General features: G+C 28.2%; 3 protein-coding genes. 1 reads left to right on the forward strand and 2 read right to left on the reverse strand.

Features of this window, described 5'->3' with window-relative positions:
• Positions 1-20: 20 nt before the first annotated feature.
• A complete protein-coding gene (locus HUJ77_RS11565) occupies positions 21-953 on the reverse strand; it encodes a hypothetical protein (protein WP_291708785.1) in 933 nt (310 codons plus the stop codon).
• 306 nt (positions 954-1,259) lie between these two features.
• Positions 1,260-2,570: an IS30 family transposase gene (locus HUJ77_RS11570; protein ID WP_291708786.1), complete on the reverse strand. Its 1,311-nt coding sequence runs from the start codon at positions 2,568-2,570 to the stop codon at positions 1,260-1,262.
• Positions 2,571-2,941: 371 nt separating this feature from the next.
• Between HUJ77_RS11570 and HUJ77_RS11575 the strand changes: the two genes are divergently transcribed.
• Positions 2,942-4,042 (forward strand): 6-phosphofructokinase, encoded by a 1,101-nt coding sequence (locus HUJ77_RS11575; protein WP_291708789.1) that lies wholly within the window; start codon positions 2,942-2,944, stop codon positions 4,040-4,042.
• Positions 4,043-4,102 lie beyond the last annotated feature (60 nt).

A 4,102-nucleotide genomic window follows, 5' to 3' on the forward strand; every position in this document is an offset into this window, starting at 1 on the left:
AACAGGGATATCCCTGTTTTTTATTTTTTAACTTCTTCCTCTAGTTGAATTTTTAGATTTTCTAAGTTCTTTTCAGAGAGCTGTAATTTATTTGTTAACTTATTTTGGATATTTATAACTTTATTTTTTAAAGATATAGATGAATCAAGAGCAGTGTTAATTTTACCTTGAATAAAATAATCAGTAAAAAAGTTGTCAAAGAAATAATCCATAAAGCCAGAAAAACTATCTAAATTCAATGACACACTTATATTTTCACTTAAATCATTTAGTTCAGAGTTATATTTATTCAGCATTATCTTTATTGAGTTAAGTGCATTAGAAGCATCACTCATCTTAGATCTTTTTGCCATTGTAGCTATTAAATCTCCACCCATCATATCATAAATGCCCCAATTCTTTGCACTATTTAGTGCTGAAATAGCCTTTTCTATATAAGGAATAAGTCTATCTCCTTCAAATAAGGCTTCCTGAATCTCTCTTTTTTCTATGGATATAAATTTAATTTTTTCTAATATATTTGAAACATTTTTACTTTTATCATTATTTAAACTTAAAATATAATCAGAAGATTTATTTAATAAATCATTATATCTAAAATCCAAATCTCCTAACTGTGACAGTTCATTTAATAGTTCCTTTTTATTAAATAATAATCTTTTTAGATAATCTTCACATTCAATGCATTTTGCTTGCGCTTCTAAAAATTCAAATTTTTCTTTAGAAATTTTTTCATCTATGTCTCCCTTCATCTTAAAATAAATATAGGATAAAGTAAAAGATTCAAGCTTATCAACATCTTTCTTTTCCTTAGATAATCTACTTTTTAATTCTTCAAAAGTTTTTTCGGTATTATTAATTTCATTCTCAATAGCCCATATTTTATTATTTAATTTTTTTTGCTTGCATCTGTCTAATTGGATTTTTATAAATTCTTCATTAATATTATTCATAATACCTCCTTAAAAAATAGTAATAATATAATTAATAATGTATAATAGAATATATAGCGTTGAATGCAAAACTAACTTCCGTTTTAGCGTAAGCTATTGTAACTGCAAGAGTAAAGTCAGTTTTTAGATATAATTTTAATAGTAAAAAACTATAAAATAAGTTATAATTTTTATAATATAATCAATTTTTTAGGTTTATAAGCAGGCTTAATAAGCCTACGGAAATCGTATTGCAAAACTAAGTTCCGTTTGCTTCAACTTTGTATGATTAAGTTCCGCTGATACTTGCCCTAAATTTTTGATATATTATTTATTAAAAAGTGCAGGTTTTAGATGTACCTCATCTGAATGGATATGTTTTAATGATAGCTTGTCTAATAGCGAAACATCTAACAACATTTGGGCTAGTTTGAATGGTGTATTTCCGTTTAAACTAGCTCTTGCTGTACTATTAATATGGTTCATCATTAAAGTAATATCTTCTTGAGTCCTATTATTAAAGGATTTCCCTTTAGGTATTACATACCTTATGTATTCGTGATTCTTTTCTACGCGAGGCTTCTGGTAAGAAGCCATAGGATTACAATAAAATATTTTAGTTCTTTGATTTCCTTCATTATCTAATTCTAACGCTTCAGGATCTTTAAATTCAGATCCGTTATCTGTTAAAATGACAGGAAAATGTCTTTTAAATTCTTCATGTCCTACTACTTCATATAATTTATCTATAGCTTCTTTTACAGCTAATTCCGTACAACTATCAATAATAAAAGCTATCATTAATGAACAATTTCTAAAAATAAAGGTTAGCAAGACTTTGCCACTTCGTGTGCCGTGGACGGTATCCATTTCTACTATAGGAATATTGGGATTATCTTCAATGAATTTGAAAAAATCAGTAAATGTTCTACCAACTCTATAATTAGATTCTTTAATTACAGGAGGTTTAGACTTTTTTCTAGGTTTATACTTAACTTTTCTAGGTAAATCAATATTTCTAGCTGTAAAAGCACTTTTATCAAAATAATTATATAAAGTTCTTTCACAACAATTTATTTCTTTCCTATGATGAGTAAAAATATGAAATAAGGATTGACCCTTAAAAATTAATGGGGAGATAACATCATCTATATTTTTCAATTCTTTTGAGGTGATATTAAGCCCTTCTCTAGATGATATTAAGAGTTCTTTATACTTCGTATCTGCTACCTTGGATTTATAATATTGCTTTTCAGCCGTGCACGTAGTAGCTTTGCTACACCCGTTACAAACATATGGATAGCGATTAAGTTTAGAGCATTTTTTAATTGAGAATTCAGTACATGCTCTATAGCAATTTATAAATCTACATTTTTTACATTGATTTCCGCAGTTACTATTACACAAGTTTGTCTTAGTGCAACTTCTTCGATGTTGGCACGGTTGTATATCATTTACTTTTTTCTTACTTACTCTAAGAAATCTATTTCGCTTAATCTCTTTAGAGACAGTAGTTGGATCTTTTTTTACTCTTTCAGCAATTTCTTTTAATGTATAGTTTTGATCTAATCCATATTCAATTATAAGTCGATCTTCAATTCTAAGGTGTTTTCCTTTGCATAAATCTTTATTTGACATAATTAATCCCCCTAATATGCTAAGGACAAATATCATTTTAATTATATCAAACTCTTTGCAAGACTAACTTCTGTTTAAGTAAAAAAACGGAAGTTACTTTTTCAATTTACAATAGAATATATAGGATTAACCTAATTATACATTATTATGTATACATAGTATAATTTTACCAGAATAAAAAAATATTGAAAATATGAATAATTCTACTTTTCAGTAAATTATCTTTATGATATTATATTTATGATAGAAAAGAATGAATTGTAAAGAATTACGAAAGAGAATTATATAGCAATTATTTTTTTACATGAAATTCACAGAAAATTAAAAAAATAATCAATTATAAAGTAACTAAATGGGTAGGGGGAATTTTTATGGTACAACAAATTAAAAAAATAGCATTATTAACAGGTGGGGGAGATTGCCCTGGGTTAAATGCAGTAATAAGAGCCGTAACAAAAACAGCGATATTAAATTATGGAATGGAAGTAATAGGTTATAAGTTTGGTTATAGAGGATTGTACAATAATGACTATGTACCTCTAACTTTAGATAGCGTTTCAGGAATTCTAAATAAGGGTGGTACTATATTATATAGTTCAAATAAAGACAACCTATTTGATTATTTAGTTGAAGAAAATGGAGTTATGGTTAAAAAGGACGTTTCTGATGTTGCGGTTGAAAATTTGAAGAAAGAAGGCGTAGATGTATTAGTAGTAATTGGTGGTGATGGAACTTTAACATCTGCAAGAGACTTTGCAAGAAAAGGTATAAAAGTTATAGGTGTACCTAAAACTATAGACAATGATTTAGCATCAACAGATGTTACTTTTGGATTTAATACAGCTATTGATGTAGCTACTGAAGCTTTAGATAGACTACATACGACAGCAGAATCTCATCATAGAGTTATGGTTTGTGAAGTTATGGGAAGAGGTGCAGGATGGATTGCATTAGAATCAGGAATAGCTGGTTCTGCTAATGTAATACTATTACCTGAAATTCCATATGATATAAATAAAATTGTAGAAAAAATTAAGGCACGTGAAGCTGCTGGAAGACAATTTAGTATAATTGTAGTTGCTGAAGGTGCTAAGCCAAAGGATGGAGAGGTAGTAGTAGCTAAAATAGTTGCTGATAGTCCAGATCCAATTAGATTAGGCGGAATAGGTAATAAGTTAGCTGATGATTTAGAAAAATTATTACCAGGAAAAGAAGTTAGATGCACAGTTCTTGGTCACATACAAAGAGGAGGAACAACATCAACATATGATAGAATTCTTTCAACTAGATATGGAGTAGCAGCTGTTGAATTAATAAATGAAGGAAAATTTGGAGAAATGGTTTCTTTAAAAGATGGTAAAATCTCAAGTGATAGCTTAGAAAATGTTATTGGTCAAAAATCAAAGCTAGTTGATCCTAATGGAGAATTAGTTAAGGTGGCAAAAAAAGTAGGTATTTCTTTTGCTGATTAGGGAATTATAAGTGGTGGAGATTTACTTCACCACTTTTTATTTAAATTATTTTGGGGAATA

Source organism: Clostridium sp. (genome assembly GCF_021443865.1).
GTDB lineage: Bacteria > Bacillota > Clostridia > Clostridiales > Clostridiaceae > Clostridium.

Coding starts and splice junctions, on each gene's coding strand:
- HUJ77_RS11565 (WP_291708785.1), bottom strand. CDS start 953: ATGAATAATATTAATGAAGAATTTATAAAAATCCAATTAGACAGATGC.
- HUJ77_RS11575 (WP_291708789.1), top strand. CDS start 2,942: ATGGTACAACAAATTAAAAAAATAGCATTATTAACAGGTGGGGGAGAT.
- HUJ77_RS11570 (WP_291708786.1), bottom strand. CDS start 2,570: ATGTCAAATAAAGATTTATGCAAAGGAAAACACCTTAGAATTGAAGAT.